The organism is Salmonella sp. SJTUF15591 (assembly GCF_043356435.1).
Lineage (GTDB): Bacteria > Pseudomonadota > Gammaproteobacteria > Enterobacterales > Enterobacteriaceae > Salmonella > Salmonella enterica.
In genome coordinates this window covers 63,512-80,325 of sequence record NZ_JBEUJO010000006.1, presented here as the reverse complement: position 1 = coordinate 80,325, position 16,814 = coordinate 63,512, and the positions used below count along the sequence as shown (strand labels likewise).

General features: G+C 53.2%; 20 protein-coding genes and 2 tRNA genes. 4 read left to right on the top strand and 18 right to left on the bottom strand.

The features are described 5' to 3' along the window. Window positions 1-29: 29 nt before the first annotated feature. A complete protein-coding gene (locus ABVM99_RS15090; protein ID WP_023195376.1) occupies window positions 30-1,484 on the bottom strand; it encodes an AMP nucleosidase in 1,455 nt (484 codons plus the stop codon). A 45-nt stretch (window positions 1,485-1,529) separates the two neighbouring features. Between ABVM99_RS15090 and ABVM99_RS15085 the strand changes: the two genes are divergently transcribed. After that, window positions 1,530-1,691 (top strand): hypothetical protein, encoded by a 162-nt coding sequence (locus ABVM99_RS15085; protein WP_023888257.1) that lies wholly within the window; start codon window positions 1,530-1,532, stop codon window positions 1,689-1,691. On the opposite strand, the gene ABVM99_RS15080 is transcribed toward ABVM99_RS15085, so the two are convergent. The 4 genes from ABVM99_RS15080 to ABVM99_RS15065 all read right to left on the bottom strand — a co-directional run bounded on the left by ABVM99_RS15080 (window position 1,680) and on the right by ABVM99_RS15065 (window position 4,558). Beyond that, the gene (locus tag ABVM99_RS15080) at window positions 1,680-2,006 is read right to left on the bottom strand and encodes a DUF1493 family protein (RefSeq protein WP_000228159.1); all 327 of its coding nucleotides are present in this window, start codon (window positions 2,004-2,006) and stop codon (window positions 1,680-1,682) included. The two genes, ABVM99_RS15085 and ABVM99_RS15080, sit on opposite strands and share 12 nt — an antisense overlap. After that, a complete protein-coding gene (locus tag ABVM99_RS15075; protein ID WP_023195375.1) occupies window positions 2,000-2,464 on the bottom strand; it encodes an STM2901 family protein in 465 nt (154 codons plus the stop codon). Before ABVM99_RS15075 ends, ABVM99_RS15080 begins: the two co-directional genes overlap by 7 nt. Window positions 2,465-2,884: 420 nt before the next feature. Beyond that, window positions 2,885-2,960, bottom strand: a tRNA-Asn gene (locus ABVM99_RS15070). A 140-nt stretch (window positions 2,961-3,100) separates the two neighbouring features. Beyond that, window positions 3,101-4,558 carry an EmmdR/YeeO family multidrug/toxin efflux MATE transporter gene (locus ABVM99_RS15065; RefSeq protein ID WP_001538409.1) on the bottom strand — a complete coding sequence of 486 codons (1,458 nt, stop codon included), beginning with the start codon at window positions 4,556-4,558 and terminating at the stop codon, window positions 3,101-3,103. 159 nt (window positions 4,559-4,717) lie between these two features. On the opposite strand from ABVM99_RS15065, the gene ABVM99_RS15060 reads away from it, so the two are divergent. Further along, window positions 4,718-4,793 (top strand) — tRNA-Asn (locus ABVM99_RS15060). A 165-nt stretch (window positions 4,794-4,958) separates the two neighbouring features. After that, complete coding sequence (locus tag ABVM99_RS15055) at window positions 4,959-5,261, top strand: Arm DNA-binding domain-containing protein (RefSeq protein ID WP_001131485.1); 303 nt, start codon at window positions 4,959-4,961, stop codon at window positions 5,259-5,261. Between the two features lie 18 nt (window positions 5,262-5,279). On the opposite strand, the gene arsB is transcribed toward ABVM99_RS15055, so the two are convergent. The 5 genes from arsB to ABVM99_RS15030 are packed head-to-tail and all read right to left on the bottom strand — an operon-like array spanning window position 5,280 to window position 9,394. Then, window positions 5,280-6,329: an ACR3 family arsenite efflux transporter gene (gene arsB / locus ABVM99_RS15050; RefSeq protein WP_001276038.1), complete on the bottom strand. Its 1,050-nt coding sequence runs from the start codon at window positions 6,327-6,329 to the stop codon at window positions 5,280-5,282. 17 nt (window positions 6,330-6,346) lie between these two features. Continuing rightward, a complete protein-coding gene (gene arsA / locus ABVM99_RS15045; RefSeq protein WP_023194762.1) occupies window positions 6,347-8,107 on the bottom strand; it encodes an arsenical pump-driving ATPase in 1,761 nt (586 codons plus the stop codon). Window positions 8,108-8,150: 43 nt separating this feature from the next. Next, a complete protein-coding gene (gene arsD / locus ABVM99_RS15040; protein WP_052938233.1) occupies window positions 8,151-8,513 on the bottom strand; it encodes an arsenite efflux transporter metallochaperone ArsD in 363 nt (120 codons plus the stop codon). A gap of 33 nt (window positions 8,514-8,546) precedes the next feature. After that, complete coding sequence (locus ABVM99_RS15035; RefSeq protein WP_052938232.1) at window positions 8,547-9,023, bottom strand: arsenate reductase ArsC; 477 nt, start codon at window positions 9,021-9,023, stop codon at window positions 8,547-8,549. Further along, a complete protein-coding gene (locus tag ABVM99_RS15030; protein ID WP_001041816.1) occupies window positions 9,020-9,394 on the bottom strand; it encodes a helix-turn-helix transcriptional regulator in 375 nt (124 codons plus the stop codon). Before ABVM99_RS15030 ends, ABVM99_RS15035 begins: the two co-directional genes overlap by 4 nt. 413 nt (window positions 9,395-9,807) lie before the next feature. Between ABVM99_RS15030 and ABVM99_RS15025 the strand changes: the two genes are divergently transcribed. Beyond that, window positions 9,808-9,993, top strand: coding sequence for an Arm DNA-binding domain-containing protein (locus ABVM99_RS15025; protein ID WP_023195175.1), 186 nt, complete (start codon window positions 9,808-9,810; stop codon window positions 9,991-9,993). Window positions 9,994-10,141: 148 nt separating this feature from the next. On the opposite strand, the gene ldtA is transcribed toward ABVM99_RS15025, so the two are convergent. The 8 genes from ldtA to ABVM99_RS14985 all read right to left on the bottom strand — a co-directional run bounded on the left by ldtA (window position 10,142) and on the right by ABVM99_RS14985 (window position 16,814). After that, window positions 10,142-11,071, bottom strand: a complete 930-nt coding sequence (gene ldtA, locus ABVM99_RS15020) for a L,D-transpeptidase (RefSeq protein WP_023195176.1) — start codon at window positions 11,069-11,071, stop codon at window positions 10,142-10,144. A gap of 77 nt (window positions 11,072-11,148) precedes the next feature. Then, window positions 11,149-12,219, bottom strand: coding sequence for a nicotinate-nucleotide--dimethylbenzimidazole phosphoribosyltransferase (gene cobT, locus ABVM99_RS15015; RefSeq protein ID WP_001193976.1), 1,071 nt, complete (start codon window positions 12,217-12,219; stop codon window positions 11,149-11,151). Between the two features lie 26 nt (window positions 12,220-12,245). Further along, window positions 12,246-12,989, bottom strand: coding sequence for an adenosylcobinamide-GDP ribazoletransferase (gene cobS, locus ABVM99_RS15010; RefSeq protein ID WP_000039997.1), 744 nt, complete (start codon window positions 12,987-12,989; stop codon window positions 12,246-12,248). After that, on the bottom strand, window positions 12,986-13,531 hold the full coding sequence (cobU, locus tag ABVM99_RS15005; RefSeq protein ID WP_000973193.1) for a bifunctional adenosylcobinamide kinase/adenosylcobinamide-phosphate guanylyltransferase: 546 nt from the start codon (window positions 13,529-13,531) through the stop codon (window positions 12,986-12,988). Before cobU ends, cobS begins: the two co-directional genes overlap by 4 nt. Beyond that, window positions 13,528-15,048, bottom strand: a complete 1,521-nt coding sequence (locus ABVM99_RS15000) for a cobyric acid synthase (protein WP_023205651.1) — start codon at window positions 15,046-15,048, stop codon at window positions 13,528-13,530. The genes cobU and ABVM99_RS15000 overlap by 4 nt, the downstream gene beginning before the upstream one ends. Continuing rightward, window positions 15,045-15,860 carry an energy-coupling factor ABC transporter ATP-binding protein gene (locus ABVM99_RS14995; protein ID WP_023195171.1) on the bottom strand — a complete coding sequence of 272 codons (816 nt, stop codon included), beginning with the start codon at window positions 15,858-15,860 and terminating at the stop codon, window positions 15,045-15,047. Before ABVM99_RS14995 ends, ABVM99_RS15000 begins: the two co-directional genes overlap by 4 nt. 8 nt (window positions 15,861-15,868) lie before the next feature. Next, window positions 15,869-16,546, bottom strand: a complete 678-nt coding sequence (locus ABVM99_RS14990; RefSeq protein ID WP_000147125.1) for an energy-coupling factor ABC transporter transmembrane protein — start codon at window positions 16,544-16,546, stop codon at window positions 15,869-15,871. Next, window positions 16,533-16,814, bottom strand: a complete 282-nt coding sequence (locus ABVM99_RS14985; protein ID WP_023195172.1) for an energy-coupling factor ABC transporter substrate-binding protein — start codon at window positions 16,812-16,814, stop codon at window positions 16,533-16,535. The genes ABVM99_RS14990 and ABVM99_RS14985 overlap by 14 nt, the downstream gene beginning before the upstream one ends.

Here is a 16,814-nt window from a genome sequence, read left to right as displayed (position 1 = left end):
TGTCCAACAGCAGGCGACAGCTCATTTCGTTAGCGAAACGGTGGCTCATTAAACGTGCGTAATTTACGTGAGTGCAAACGATCACCTTCTGCGCGTAGTAAATCAATAGCACGAATACCAATTTGCAAATGTTCTGAAATAGCCCCCTCATAAAACCGGTTTGCCTGCCCGGGCAGTTTAATTTCACCGTGTAAAGGTTTGTCAGAAACACAAAGCAGCGTGCCGTAAGGCACGCGGAAGCGATAGCCCTGGGCTGCAATCGTCGCGCTCTCCATATCAATCGCGACCGCGCGGCTAAGGTTGAATCGCAGCGCCGATGCGGAATAACGAAGCTCCCAGTTACGGTCATCCGTGGTGACGACCGTTCCCGTGCGCAGTCGCTGTTTCACCTCTTCGCCGGGCATTCCGCTAACCGCTTTGGTAGCGTCGTACAGCGCACGCTGTACTTCCGCAATGCTTGGAATCGGAATATCAGGCGGCAGAACGGCATCCAGCACATGATCATCGCGTAAGTAGGCATGGGCCAGCACATAATCGCCAATCGCCTGACTTTCTCGTAACCCTCCACAGTGCCCAATCATAAGCCAGACGTCAGGCCGCAACACGGCCAAATGGTCGCAAATCGTTTTAGCATTTGAAGGGCCAACACCGATATTTACCAGCGTAATCCCCTGCCCATCTGCCGTTACCAGGTGCCAGGCGGGCATCTGATGTTTCTTCCAGGCCAGATCGGAAATAGCCTCTTCCGGCGCTTCCGTTTCTGCCGTGATCCAAATTCCACCGGCACAGGAAAGCGCGATATAGGGGCTGTCAGGATCAAGAATTTGGCTGCATCCCCAGCGCACAAACTCATCGACATAGCGGGTGTAGTTGGTAAACAAAACGAAGGGCTGAAAATGTTCAACCGGCGTACCGGTATAGTGCCGTAACCGGGCCAACGAGAAGTCAACACGACGCGCGTCGAAGTGCGATAACGGATAGAATTCGCCGGGGTGGAACAGACCGTCTGCTGTCTCATCGCCAATCTGTGCCAGTTCTGTGGTAGGAAAATGGCGCGTTAGCCCAGCGCTCATAGAACGATCCAGCGTCAGAGCCGAGCCGTCGATCACGTAAGGATACGGGATCTCATGGTGCGAGGCCTCTACCGCAATATACGCGCCATAATCATGGTAAACGAGGTTAAGCTGTTCCAGAAGATAAGCGCGAAATAGCGCAGGCCGCGTAACGGTAGTGGTGTAACAGCCAGGATGAGTAAAGCGTCCAAAAGCGCGTGTTTTAGGCGGGTTCGGTGTCGCGCCATCCCAGCTTACAGACAGCGAAGGATAAACAAACAGTCCGTTAAGCCTGGCGTGGGGATCGGGCAGCGTACCGTTATCAACATAGTCAGCGATGGCTTCACGGAGCGCGTTAACCGACTGCTCGTACAGCTCCTCCAGGCGCTCCAGCGCCTGCTCGGGCGTCAGGTTTGTGCCTTTATTTTCCATATTATTCTCCTTAGCGTTCACAGGTGAGGCACGTCATTCGATAGTATGACAGCAAAGGAGGAAACTAAAGGGGTTAGCGTAAGGGTGGCGGCAGTAAACATGAACCCTTTAAAAAGAAAAGAGAACTATCTTAGCGCCACCATCATCGCTCAAAAAGAAGGGTACTGGTACAGCCATTTGTTAAGTTCATTACAATTAGTCATATAACCATTTCCCGGCTTTTGCTGACTCGATCAGCATGCTGATAGTGAAATCTGGGACGGGTACAGGCTCCGTTTTCTTGAACGGATGCCATGAAAAAGGGTGATTAGGAAAATAGGTTTCTATTCTGAAGTTACCTCGCTCGACATTGAGTTTCTCGAAGAATTTATTCATGAGATCTTCGGCTTCAAGTTCATCAATGCTCAGATCAGTATCAAGGTCAATCTCTGGTGTTAATTCCACTTGCTTAATGTTGAAAAGATATGTGCCAGCATAAGGCCGTACAAGCTCGTAAACTTGCTGTTCAATATTGTCTACCATAACTTATCATTGCCCCGAGCAATGGTATTGTAGTCGCGTATAGTGCGATATGTTATTTGTGACACATCTGCGGCAAGGATAATTTCCCCGATCAAAGGAATGGAACGTCCAACAAACGGCGCAATGTTACGAACCATAACACGTCTGGCTGTCCATGGGGTGTAACCGCCTAACCATGTCGGAAGGGATATTCCAAAGGGAAATTTTGACTTTTTAAACACTGCACGTGCAGCCCTGGACGCGTATGATGTGCCTTTAGTCGCTCCAGCGGGTTTCGCCCTTGTCCAGAGATTATTACGACCTGATATCAGAGCAACAACGGCCCCGAAATCTGCAACACCAATCCCAAACTGGCTTGCGGTATTCTCACAAAAAATCATAAACAGAAGTTCGGCAGCAGTCAGATTGGATTTTCCTGCATAGAAGTATGTTCTATTTAGTTCTTCTACTGTATCCATTAGAAACTCTATAGTTGCCATTTTGGTTTACTTATTGTACAGCCTTGTTTCGAATGAAAGAAATCAATCATTTGGGAAAGAACGGATCAAGATCACGGGAAATATCTGAAATCAGATGAAAGAGACGGTCGCGATTCCCACCAGGGGCATCACCTGGCAAGCTTGTGTGATCGCTCCGTTTGAACCGAACACATCTATATGTCAGCATACTGATACGGGCTTGATCTTGCGGATAGCGGTATCGGTTAATGCCATACGTGGGGGCTCCATTTTTCCAACGAACCGTGAAGCCTCCGATTAAGCCCCCAAAAACCATGGATGTCAAAAAACCCGGTAAACCTTCTCAGGTCAACCGGGTCAAGATAATGTCTTGTTTTCTAAACGTCTCCGGACTCACCAGGATGTCCCGAAACTAAAATCTGGCTCCTCTGACTGGACTCGAACCAGTGACATACGGATTAACAGTCCGCCGTTCTACCGACTGAACTACAGAGGAATCGTTTGAACGGGGCGAATATTAACGAGGTGCCCCTGGCTTGTCAAAGCCTGTTTTCACAAAAAAAGTTCGTTTGCTGTTTTATTCCACACTTCGGTTAAAATTCACCATTTCCTGATGATTTTCACAGCAAAAAGCGCTTACTCCCTCTTTACGCGCGGGTATCTCCACAGCCAGCGCCCGCTTACCAGACGCCAGTAAAACAGTGCGCCGCGCACGGCCCAGTCAAGAAACATCCCCAGCCAAACCCCTACAACCCCCATACCCAGCACAATACCAAGCGTATACCCTGCCACAACGCGACAGCCCCACATCCCCAGCATCGATACCCACATCGCAAATCGCACATCGCGCGCGCCTTTAAAACCCGACGGCAGCACCCACGCGGCCGCCCAAATTGGCATAAAGGCAGCATTAAGCCAGAGCAGAACTTTCACTACCTCTTTTACGTCCTGCTCCTGGGTATAAAATGAGGCAAACAGACCCGCGAACGGCGCCGTCCCCCAGGCGATTGCCGTAAGTACGATAGTCGACATCCAGAATACATGGCGCAATTGACGCTCTGCCTGACCAATTTGCCCGGTACCAAGACGCTTACCGGTGATAATAGTCGACGCCGAACCAAGGGCGTTACCCGGCAGGTTGATAAGCGCCGCCACGGAAAAGGCAATAAAGTTACCCGCGATAACGTTAGTGCCCATTCCGGCGACAAACATTTGCGTCAGTAGTTTGCCACCGTTGAACAGCACTGATTCAATGCTCGCCGGAATACCGATACCCATCACTTCCCAGATAATGCCGAAATTCAGCGGCTTCAGATAGCTTTTCAGCGGAATGCGCAGCGCCGGATTAAAACCAATCATCAGCACCCAAATAATCGCTACCGCGCCGATGTAGCGCGAAATGGTTAATCCCAACCCCGCGCCGGCAAAACCCAGCCCTTGCCAGGAGAAAGCCCCGTAAATCAGGATGCTGCTGATGATAATATTGAGTATGTTCATCCCGCCGTTAATCATCAACGGGATTTTCGTATTCCCTGCCCCACGCAGCGCGCCGCTACCGATTAGCGCAATTGCCGCAGCCGGATAACTCAGCACCGTCAGTTCAAGGTACGTTAACGCCAGCCCCTTTACTTCTGGCGTCGCCTCGCCTGCGACAATATTAATAATTTCACTGCCGAAATAATGAATGACCACTGCCAGCACAACGGCAAATAGCGTCATAATCACCAGCGACTGGCGCGCCGCCGCCCTTGCCCGTCGCCTGTCGCGCTTGCCCAGGCTAAAGGCAACCACCACCGTAGTACCAAGATCGATAGCCGCAAAAAAAGCCATAATTACCATATTAAAACTGTCGGCAAGCCCCACGCCCGCCATTGCTTCCTTGCCCAGCCAACTGACGAGAAAAGTACTGAGCACGCCCATTAGCAAAACACAGGTATTTTCCAGAAAAATGGGGATAGCAAGTGGGGTGATTTCACGCCAGAACAACACTTTGTAACTCTTGCGTTTGGCATACCAGGGCGTACGGACGACAGCCTGGCGTAAGGCAGTGGAGACGTTCAAAATGGACCTTAAAGAAGAGAGTTGAAACCACATTTCAATAATGAGCGAGAAATCGTAAGGCTGCAAAGCTTTTTGCAGAAAAAATGTCTGCAAATGCAACAAAGTGATGAGATAACCCGCAATCGAATCTGTAAGAGGTTAAATGGGGTTTGACAAAAATTTTTCCGCCGCTAATATACGACCCCACACGATTCCTCTGTAGTTCAGTCGGTAGAACGGCGGACTGTTAATCCGTATGTCACTGGTTCGAGTCCAGTCAGAGGAGCCAGATTTTAGTTTCGGGACATCCTGGTGAGTCCGGAGACGTTTAAAAAACAAGAAGTTATCTTTACCCGGTTGACCTGATAAGGTTTGCCGGGTTTTTTGACACCCATAGTTTTTGGGGACTTAATCGGGGGCCTCACGGTTCTTTGAGAAAATGAAGCCCCCGCCGATGCCATTAACCGATACCGCTATCCGCAAGATCAAACCCACCGAGAAATCCTTCAAAATTACCGATAGTTCAGGACTCTACCTGCTGATCAAACCTAACGGCTCGAAACTCTGGTACATGAAGTACCGCATTGACGAGAAAGAGAAGAAGCTGGCTTTTGGCCCCTATGCGGTGAAAAAACAGTTAATCAGGTCGAACCCTGCGCGAAATCTGGATGGTGAGTTCACGCCGCCTGAAACACAGCATTACCCGGCCCTGCCCCTTGAGAAACTGCCTGAATGTTTGCCGCGAACGGATAATTAGAGAGGGATAATATCTCCGCTAAGCTCTCTCATACCACCCTTTCGAACGATTCACCACTCGCACAACCAGCAGCATCACCGGCACCTCAATGAGCACCCCAACCACGGTCGCCAGCGCCGCACCGGAATGAAAACCAAACAGGCTGATTGCCGCTGCGACAGCCAGTTCAAAGAAGTTCGATGCGCCGATCAGGCTGGATGGACAGGCAATATTGTGCTTTTCGCCCACCAGTCGATTCAACCCATAGGCCAGTGCCGAGTTAAACAGCACCTGAATCAGAATCGGCACCGCCAGCAGGGCAATGACCAGCGGCTGTTGCAGAATGGCTTCGCCCTGAAACGCAAACAGTAACACCAGCGTTGCCAGTAATGCCGCCATTGACCACGGGCCGATTTTCGTCAGCGCATTATCGAATGCCGCTTGCCCCTTGCGTAGCAGAGCCTTACGCCAGAGCTGGGCCAGAATAACCGGCACAACGATGTACAGTACCACGGAGGTTAACAGGGTGGCCCACGGCACGATGATTGAGGACAAGCCGAGCAGCAGCCCAACAATCGGCGCAAAGGCGAAAATCATGATGGCATCGTTCAGCGCCACCTGCGACAGCGTGAAATAAGGGTCGCCGTTGGTGAGTCGGCTCCAGACAAACACCATTGCCGTACAGGGCGCGGCGGCCAGCAGAATAAGCCCGGCAATGTAGCTGTCAAGCTGATCGGCTGGCAGCCACGGCGCAAATAAATAACGGATAAACAGCCAGCCTAGCAGCGCCATTGAGAATGGTTTAACCAGCCAGTTGATAAACAACGTTACGCCGATCCCGCGCCAGTGCGCTTTGACCTGACCCAGCGCCCCGAAATCAATGCGCAGCAGCATAGGAATAATCATTACCCAGATAAGTAAACCGACCGGCAAATTGACGCGGGCAATCTCCAGACCGCCGATAACGCGAAAGACGCCCGGCATTACCTGCCCGAGCAGAATACCGATGGCGATGCAGAGCGCAACCCAGACGCTCAGGTAACGTTCAAACAGGTTCATGGCCGGAGCGGCCTGGGTTTGTGCTGACATGTCAGGCTCCTTTGGGGTTATTTTCCGGTTGTGCTCAGTTGTAGTAAACGCTCAACGCCGACAGGCTCTTCCGCCTGTAGCGGCACCAGCGCACAGCGTCGGGCATGGTGGGTACAAACGGCATCAATCTGCGACCGTTCGCGTTCGGCACGCTGGCGCAGCAGCGGCGATGTAGTCGGCGTATTGATCAGGCTGTTATTAATGACCCAGCCCCACGGTTCAATCCCCGCGCGACGCAGGTCGTCCTGCAAATGAGCGGCTTCCAGCACCGGCGTGGTTTCCGCCAGCGTGGCGATGAGAACTTTCGTCTGCTCGCTGTCCTGCAGGCGCATCATGGGCGTCAGTACGGGCTGACCGTGTTCCCCGGCCAGTCGGGCAATCTCACGGTGGTAAGCGCCGGTGGCGTCAAGCAGTAGCAATGTATGGCCGGTTGGCGCTGTATCCATAACGACAAACTGCTTACCCGCTTCCTGAATGATGCGTGAAAAAGCCTGAAACACGGCAATTTCTTCCGTACAGGGAGAACGCAGATCTTCTTCCAGAACGGCACGCCCCTGTTCGTCGAGGTTTTTACCCTGCTCAGCCATCACCTGCTGCCGGTAACGCTCGGTTTCAGCCTGCGGGTCGATACGGCTGACGCTCAGACCGTCGAATGAGCCGTCCAGCGTGTCGGTCAAATGCGCCGCCGGATCGGATGTGGACAGGTGAACCGGATAACCGCGACGGGCCAGCTCAACGGCAATCGCCGCTGCCAGCGTAGTTTTCCCCACGCCGCCTTTGCCCATCAGCATGATCAGGCCATGTCCCTGAGATGCGAATCCGTCTATTAGTGATGACAATGAAGGGAGGTCAACAAGCGGTATCTCTCCGCTTTCCACCGGCACGCCTGTTGTGCTGTCGTCCAGCAGGCCACGTAATGCCGACAGACCCACCATATTGAACGGTTTTAGCGGCAGGCGATCGCAGAGCAATGCGCGCAGGTTATCAGGTAGATATTGCAGCGCCTGTTGTTCACGCTGATACAATGCCTGCGCCAGCTTATCGCGTGCGGTTTCCTGCTCAGGCAACAGGCCGTTAATGACCAGATACTGCTGCGTCAGACCGATGGCGGCCAGTTCGTCATAGGTACGCGATACTTCTTTCAGCGTTGCGGTTTGTGCTCTGGCGACCAGCACCATCCGCGTCAGTTCCGCATTCGCCAGTGCGTCTACGGCGGCGCGATACTGGCTGCGCTGTTTTTCCAGCCCGGCCAGCGGGCCGAGACAGGACGCACCGTGCTGGCTGTTGTCGAGATAACCGCTCCATGCGCCGGGCAGTTGCAGCATTCGTAGCGTATGTCCGGTTGGCGCGGTGTCGAACACAATATGATCGTACTCATTGCGCAGTTGCTGATTAGTCAGCAGCGCGGTGAATTCGTCAAAGGCGGCAATCTCGGTGGTACAGGCACCGGAGAGCTGTTCCTCAATACCCGCCACGATATCGTCCGGCAGAATTCCACGCACCGGTCCAACAATGCGTTCACGGTATACCGCTGCGGCAGCAGATGGATCGACTTCCAGCGCAGCCAGTCCGTTGACCGCTGCAATCGGGGTTATCTGATGACCGATAGTCTGTTCAAATACCTGCGCGACATTGGAAGCCGGATCGGTGCTGACCAACAGTACACGTTTGCCAGAGGCGGTCAGATGAATCGCGGCAGCACAGGCCAGCGATGTTTTACCCACACCGCCTTTACCAGTAAAAAACAAAAAGGGGGGCACCTGCCGAAGCATCAGCATAAAAAAGACTCCTTTAAATTAAATAAAGCGGGAAATCAGTCCATCAGCAGCACTTATCGCCGCCGCAACAGGAGGAAGTCGCTGGCGTAAAACTCGAATAGACGGTAAGCCCCATCCAGCGCGCCAGTTCCTCTCTGCGAGGGTAACGACCAGCCAGTGCGACTTCACCATCCACCAGAATCAGCGGTAGCGCCTCTTTGCCGGAACGGACCAGAAAGCCTTTGACGATTTCGTTCTGTGCGAAGAGCAATGGTTGCTGCGCCAGATTGAAACGCTCAATATTGACGCCCTGCGTTCTGGCCCACTCAAAATCAGCGGCGAATGCGACCAGCGCCGAATCGGTTTCCGGGCCACAGACGCCGGAAGAACAACATAAAGCGGGATCGAAAATCTGAATCGTCTTCATTTGACTCTCCATCAACTATTGAAATATAGGTCGTTAAAAAATTTCGCCAATGCGATCCAGTTCGGCTTTCAGACGAGCGCGATCGTGCAGCAATTCATTCAGCGGCAGCGCCAGAAAGGCTTCAATACGTACACGTAATGTCTGGTAAGCAGTGACAAAAGCCTCATCGATTTCGGCATCGCTACCGGTAGCATGAGCCGGATCGTCAACACCCCAGTGAGTACGAATCACATTGCCGAGCCAGGCTGGACAGGTTTCTCCGGCAGCGTTTGAACAGACTGTCACGACAATATCCGGCGTCTGCGGCAGGCCGTCCCATGATTTGCTGAAATAGCCTTCTGTTGAAATCCCTTCCCGCACCAACAACGCCAGTGCTCGGGGATGTACGTAACCCGCCGGGTGACTGCCTGCGCTCATGGCGCGCCATCCGGCTGGAGCCAGATGGTTAAACGTGGCTTCGGCCAGCACGGAACGGCAGGAGTTGCCGGTACAGAGAAAAAGTACGTTCATGATTTACTCTTTTTCGTGGTGTTGAGTGGGGGTAAAACGGCTTCTGAGCAGGAAGAAGCCGAACGAAAATCTGCGCATTGTTCCGGGTGGCCTGAACAACACTCCTCGGTCAGCCAGCCGATTAAATCCAGCATCAGTGGGATGTTGGCACGATAACGCTGGTAACGACCTTCCTGTTCTACCGTCAGCATCCCGGCTTGCGTCAGCGCCTTTAAATGAAACGATAAGTTAGTCGGCGGGATATCCAGCGTTGAAGCGATCTCCCCGGCAACCATGCCCTCGGTACCCATTTTGATCAGTAGGCGATATACATCCAGACGCACGCCGGAGGAGAGGGATTCAAAGATGGTTGTGGCAGTTTGTTTGTTCATAATGTGGGGCGGCCCTCTATGATTCAATATTTCAATCATTATTGAATAATCGAATTAATTCAAGTATCCGTTAATAATATCTAGTGGAAATGGCCAGATGGGGGGAAATAATCCCACTTTTAAAATGTGATAAAAATCACATTCTTAGTGCATCATTACGATCGGGGCTTTTATAAGGGCCTTATTTTGAATTTAGAAAATAAATATTTTATTATTCAATGAGATAAAAAACGCACCCAGTCAGAGGAGCCAAATTCCTGTTTTCAGGCATCTCAGCATGTCTCAATAGTATTTTGATTCAGAGAGTTAGCGTAGAAAACTGTCTCAGTGCATATTGATTTATCTCTCCGCATCGGGACAAATTGGTGGTCTGATTTGGGGTCATTTCAGTTCGATAAAGGAGTGACCACCACATGCCCCTTACTGACAGTAAAATCCGCGCTACTAAACCTTCACCAACTCCCTTTAAACTGACCGCTTCTCACGGTCTGTATCTGCTTGTCAGTCCGGGCGGTTCCCGCCTCTGGTATCTCAAATATCATTTCGACCGAAAAGAATACTCGGCGCGGTGGATAAGAGAGCCTTGCAGACGCATATGAAAAACCTCCGGCGATGCCGGAGAAAAGATTTATGACTTTGAGCTTAATCGGAGGGCTCGCGGTTCGCTGAGAAATGGAGCCCCTGCCATGACACTCACTACTAATACAGATGCTCCAGCCCATGAAAACCAGCAATGTGGCAGGATATTTAAAGGCCAGACCTGCCCGCGCTAATGTTGACCGGCATTCCGGAACGGCGCTCCAGCACCTCATTAACCCGCGAAGTATCAACGTTATCCCCTTTGATAAACGTGCGCAGCACTGGCGTAACGGGCAATGGAACTTTTTTGTCTGACTCAAATTCAGCACGGTTACGAGAAAGCGGTTCGTGTACTTCCAGCCAACGACTGCCATCCGGCTCTACCGAAAATTTAACGGGCCTGTCGATAATCTGAACGCGGGTTCCTACAGGAACATGGTCGAATAAATATTTAATATCGTCATTGCGTAAACGGATACAGCCCTGACTGACGCGAAGGCCAATGCCAAAGTTAGCATTAGTGCCATGGATGGCATATAACCTGCCGATATATATTGCGTATAGCCCCATAGGGTTATCCGGCCCCGCAGGCACCATCGCGGGCAGCGTTTTTCCCTCTTTAGCATATTCCCGACGCGTATTAGCCGTTGGCACCCAAACCGGGCCATCTTGTTTGCGTTCAACCGCAGTTACCCAGTTGCGCGGCGTTTCACGGCCAGCCTGACCAATACCAATGGGTAGCACCTCAACCGTATTCGTGCCTGCGGGATAATAATAAAGGCGCATCTCGGCGACGTTTACCACAATACCTTCACGAACGGTGTCAGGCAGAATCAACTGCTGCGGCACCACCAGTGTGGAACCAGACTGAGGTAAAAACACATCCACGCCGGGATTCGCTTCAAGCATATTACTCAGTCCCTGACCGTAGCGGGCGGCAAATGACTCTAAGGGCTGAGTATTGTTCTGCGGTACGGCGATTGTGACAGGCTGTCCTACCAGACGACTGCCTTCGGGCGGCAACGGATAGCTTATAGCCAGCGAGAAATGGCTTACCAACAAGACGAAAAACGGAAAAAAAGGTGTGATACGACGCATTATATCCCTTCCTTTGTCGCGGCAGGTGTGCGTTAAGTATAGCTTTTTTCTCACATGGCTGGTGTTGTGCGCCCGGGTTATGTTGCGTTTGCGTTCCCCTCCGGCAGGACAATATTACTGGCCGCTAACTCCCCCATATTGTGGAACATGGCGCACGCGGCTTCCACGATCGGCATCGCCAGCGCCGCGCCGCTTCCTTCACCTAACCGCATCGCCATATGCAAATAGGGTTCCATAGACAAATGCGCGAGCGCGATGCGGGCACCCTTTTCCGCCGAAAAGTGCGACGGGATCAGATAAGGTCTCACCGCAGGCGCAATCTGACAGGCCGCCAGCGCTGCCGAGTAGGAAAGAAAGCCATCCAACAATACGGGTAAGCCACACCTTGCCGCACCAAGCATCACGCCGGTCATCCCGACCAGATCGAAACCACCCACCTTCGACAACACATCAATGCCATCGCGCGGATTGGGCTGATTAATCGCAATCGCCCGCCGTACGACGTCCACTTTATTATCGATGCGGGAAGGCGGAAGATTCGCGCCAATCCCCACCACCTCTTTTGCATCACTTCCTGTAAAAACGCTGACCATCGCGGCGGCTGGCGTGGTGTTCGCCATTCCCAGCTCCCCTACGCCAAATAAGGTCACGCCGCGTTGCGCCAGGTCGCAGGTGTAGCGGGAAACCTCCAACAAAAGCGCTTCAGCCTGCGAGCGACTCATTGCCGGGCCAACGGCAATATTTCCGCAGCCGCGCGCGACGCGCATATCAACTACGCCAGGAATAGGTTCGGCATCAATACCGACATCAATGACATGCACCTTCGCACCGGCCTGAGCGGCAAGCACGCATACGCCGGTTGTTCCCCGCGTCATATTCGCCGCCTGAATCGCCGTCACGATTTTGGGCGAAACCGCTACGCCTTCATCCCAGACGCCATGGTCGGCGCACATCACCAGCACCGCCTTTTCACCTACCTGCGGCGTACCGTTAAGACCCGGCATTCCTGCGAGCTGAACGGCTAAGGTTTCCAGTCTGCCCAGGCTGCCCGGCGGTTTGAGCAGGCCGTCAATATGTTGCTGCGCACGCGCCATCGCCTCGGCATCCGGCGCAGGAATGTCACGGAGTAAAGCGTGTAGTGTCTGCATAAGATGTCTCGTCCGTAATAATCGGCTCATAACAGAGCCAGCAGAAAGATCAGTTCGCCAAGTTCGATCGCCGCGCCCAGCGTATCGCCGGTTTGACCGCCAAGCGTACGTTTAAGCAACTGGCCAAGGATGAAAATCGCCGCGCATGTGACCACCATTGCGGCCAGTCCTTGCATACCAGGCAGTAATACCGTGGCGACGATTACCGCCAATCCCAGAGTAATGCAGGTTTGCCGTCCGCTGACTTTACCGATAAATACATTGCCAAGCCCCTCTTCACGGGCGTAGCGATGACGGTACATCAATAAAACGGCGCTGCCGCGTCCGGCCGCACAGGCCGCCGCCAACGCCGCCAACATTGGCGTTCCACGTAACGCCAGTTCGCTGACCACCAGAATTTTTGCCAGTAGCACAAAAATAAGCGCCAGCCCGCCATGGGTTCCCAGACGACTATCGCGCATAATCTCCAGCATTCGCTCACGGCGGCGCGCGGAAAAAATGCCATCGCAGGTATCGGCCAGCCCATCCAGGTGAAAACCACCGGTCAGCAGCGCCAGCGCCAGAATACAGAACAACGCCGCTAGCGGAATACCGCACCAGGGTTGCAGGAGGATGAAAATCAGGCCGCTTACCCCTCCCAGAATCAACCCGATAAAGGGAAACATCACGATCCCACGCGAATACTGCTCGAAATCCAGTCCCTGCGACCAGCGTGACGGCACGGGCAAGCGGCTAATAAAAGCGAGCATGGCCCAAAACAGCTTACTCATTTAATTTTGACTCCAATACCTGAGACTACCAGCCAGACCTCATCCGCCGCTGCCGCCAGTCGTTGGTTGACCCGACCGGCAATATCACGAAAATGGCGCGCCAGACGGTTTTCCGGGACGATCCCCATTCCCACCTCATTTGTCACCAGTACCACTTTCGCCGGGCAGCGCTGGCAGGCTGCAATTAAAATCTGAATTTCATCGTCAATGGCGCGCTCCATCGCTGCATAATCCCATTGTTCGGGATCGTTTTCGCCTCCCAGCGCAAACAGCAGATTCGTCACCATGGTGGTAATACATTCCAGCAAAATCGCGTCGTCAGGGGCAAGATCCGCGGTAATCAACGTATCAAGATGCCGCCAGCATTCTGCGGTCCGCCAGTGTGCCGGCCTGCCATCTTTATGATGCTGAATTCTCGCCGCCATCTCGTCATCAAGAATCTGCGAGGTGGCGATATACAGTACCTGCGGCGCATCGCCAATTAAGGTTTCAGCATGACGGCTTTTACCACTACGCGCCCCGCCCGTCACCAGAATCATCATACCGGCTCCTGATGTTGTTGCATGATGGTATAAATTTTATCAATATCAATATGTTGCCGCATCGCTTCCGCCAGCAGATCAAATTGCCGCGCTTTATGATCCGCATAACAAAAAGTCGTTTCCCACGGCGCAAGCCCTTTTCGCGCCCGTAACCCATTGACCACCGCACGGGTAAACGCATCGCTGTCAAACAGGCCGTGAAGGTAAGTGCCAAACGCCAGTCCATCGGCGGTGACCGCGCCATCCGCCACAGAGCATCCATTTTTCTGTAACGTCATGGCCGTACAGCATCCTTCCTGCAGCACCGTTTCCCCCATGTGAATTTCATAACCGCGTACCGGTAGCCCCGCCGCGGCAGCCAGCCAGCCGGGCAGCTCGCCTGACATTGTCGCGTTAACCTGCGTCGTGGTTTTATCCTGTGCAAAGCGAGTGATTGTATTAAGCAGCCCCAGGCCCGGCTGCGTACCCAGCCCCGACTCCACCTCATCCACAATGGTGTCGCCCAGCATCTGGTAGCCGCCGCAAATCCCCATCACCGGCACGCCCTGCCGATGTGTCTGCAATACCGCATCCGCCATCCCGCTTTCGCGCAGCCAGGCGAGGTCGCTCAGCGTATTCTTACTGCCCGGCAGGATCACCAGATCAGCGTCAGTCAACGCTTCCGGGCGGCGAATATAGCGTATGCGCACATCCGGCTGCGCCGCCAGAGCGTTAAAATCCGTAAAGTTAGAAATATGTGGCAGTTGCACAATGGCAATAGTGATATCACGGGGGGCGTTACCGCGATATTTATCGTTTTGCAGCGCGACGCCATCTTCATCTTCCAGATCCACATCCAGCCACGGCATCACTCCCAGAACCGGGACGCCGGTAAGCGATTCGATTTGTTCGATACCGGAATAGAGTAGCGCCACGTCGCCGCGGAATTTGTTGATAATGACGCCCTTTACTCTGTCACGCTCCTGTTTCTGCAGCAGCGCCAGCGTGCCATAAATAGCGGCGAATACGCCGCCCCGGTCGATATCCGCCACCAGAATAACCGGACACTGGGCCATTTCCGCCATTCCCATATTGACGATATCGCGATCGCGCAGATTGATTTCCGCCGGGCTTCCGGCGCCTTCCAGCACAATAACGTCATATTCCTGCGCCAGGCTGTTATAGACCGCAAGGATTTGCTCACGCAAACGCGGTTTATAGTCATGGTAACTCACCGCATCCATATTGGTCGCCACTTTCCCCATCAGCACGACCTGCGCCTGGCGATCGCTGGTCGGTTTGAGCAGCACCGGGTTCATACGCACATCTGGCGTGATCCCCGCGGCTTCCGCCTGAAAAATTTGCGCCCGCCCCATCTCTTTACCATCCGGCGTAATACCAGAATTAAGCGCCATATTTTGCGATTTAAACGGCGCGGTACGCAGACCATCCTGATAAAAAATGCGGCATAAACCCGCCGCCAGCACACTTTTGCCGACGTCGGATGCCGTCCCCTGCAACATAACTGCCTGCGTCATGACGCCTCCCTGAATACGCACTTTTGCATTCGATGAAAAAACTCCGTTTCTGTTTTACACAGCGGCAGTCCCAGTTGAGTATGAAGTTTGACCAGCCAGGGCTGGGTTAGCCCCGCTTGTTCCATCGCTTCCGTACACACGAAAACCTCGCCAGGCGCGCCATGCGTCAGGATCTGGCCCTGGCGTAACACGTATACGGCATCGCTAATTTCATAAATAAGATCGATATCATGGCTGGAGATAATGACATGATTTCCCTGCGCCACAATCCGCCTGATGATAGCAATCATCTGAGTGCGCCCTGCGGGATCGAGACCAGCAGTGGGTTCATCCAGCAATAGATAGCGCGCCTGTAGCACCAGCGCTCCGGCGATAGCCACACGTTTTTTTTGCCCATGACTCAAACACTGAATGGGCTGATGGCGAAAATGTTGGGCGTCAACCAGCGTTAGCGCCTCGTCGACGCGGCGCGTGATTTCCGCCTCCGGCACCCCCAAATTACGTAAACTAAACGCAATGTCGCTATCGATATCAGTATAAAAAATCTGCTGTTCAGGGTCCTGAAAAACCGTCGCAACTTGCTGGCGCAGCGCCAGTAGTCCGCGCTTGCTGTAATCCAGCGGTTTTCCCTGCCACAACACGGCCCCTTTTTGCGGACGCAACAGGCCGCTCAGGTTCATAAAAAGCGTAGACTTCCCACAGCCGTTCGCGCCCACCAAACCGGTAACAGGCGAGAGCGAAAAATCCAGATTTAACCCTTTAAGTACCGGCTCATCCTGATATCGGAACCACAGGTCTGAAGTGGCAAGCATAATAGTCCTTACAGGTGAAAATCACCCTGATACAGTTTGATATCCAGCGTGGTGGTCATTTGCTGATAACGCATTAACACCCGCGTAAACAGGAGTCCAGTCAGCATTGCCAGAGATCGATAGCCGTTCGGCAGGCTGCAATAACCAAAACGCAGCGTTTGCGCGCGACGAATTGCCGCCGCCTCATCCAGAAGAATAAAGAGAAAGCGCCACGTTAACAGGATTTGCTCGGTAAGCAGGCGTGGAATATGCGCGCGCTTAAGCAAGCTAATTAACTGCGGAAACGGTAGGTTCATCACCAGCCACAACGTCGCGGACAGCGCCGTCAGGCTACGCCAGAACGTGTCATTCGCCGTAACCACGCCCGCACGGGTAATCCCGATCCAGTACGGCCCGACAGATATGCCAGCCAGCAGCATTTGCGGCTCGCGGCTGATGCTGAAGATAATCGTTATCACGCCGACCAACAAAAATCCAAAAGGTATCGCCATCCATCGACACCAGCGCCAGAGGGATATGCGCAATAGCCAACAGCTCAATCCGGCAATGATCAGCAGCTCAATGCCCTGCCCTACAGGCGGCAGAGCAAACGCTAGTATCATCATCGCCAGCCACAGCAAAAACTTGCGCTGCGGCGCAACGTGTGCCCAGCGGCTTTGATAGCTGAGTCGATCAAGCCCGGTCATCACGGCGTTGTTTACCTTTGCAATACCCCAGGATATAAAAAATCACCGCCGCGCCAAGAGAGCCCTGAAGGGTAAACAGCAGGCTTTCAATTTCACCGCTGGCAGGTTCATATAACGGCTGAACCCAGGGTTTATACTGCGGCGCAATAGCCTGAATCTGGCTTTCCGCTTCGCCGTCTGAACCGCCATATTCACCGCCATGGTTAATAAAAAACGGCAGAATCACCAGCGCCACCACAATCGCTAACAACATCAACGTTTTTTTCAT